The following is a 228-nucleotide window of genomic DNA, read 5'->3' on the forward strand; positions in this document are numbered from 1 at the left end:
AACAGATATAATATTTCCCCTTTCTAATATTTATTTAATATGCTATAATAAATATTAGTGAGGTGAAGCGTATGCCAAAGACGTTGAACGAAATCAGACATGTTTTCGAAACACATGTTGGTGAAAGACTGACGCTAAAAGCAAGCGGCGGTCGTAAAAAGGTCGTAACCCGAATCGGAACGCTCGTTGAGACGTATCCTTCGGTGTTTGTAGTCAAGCTAGACGCAG

1 protein-coding gene is annotated in these 228 nt (G+C 39.9%); it reads left to right on the top strand.

Annotated features, from left to right (window positions below; genetic code table 11):
- Nucleotides 1–71: 71 nt before the first annotated feature.
- Nucleotides 72–228: Veg family protein (locus B3G15_RS13525; protein WP_290721787.1), on the top strand; the 157-nt coding region annotated here is incomplete at its 3' end.

The organism is Exiguobacterium sp. UBA1053, from assembly GCF_002316465.1.
GTDB lineage: Bacteria > Bacillota > Bacilli > Exiguobacteriales > Exiguobacteriaceae > Exiguobacterium_A > Exiguobacterium_A abrahamii.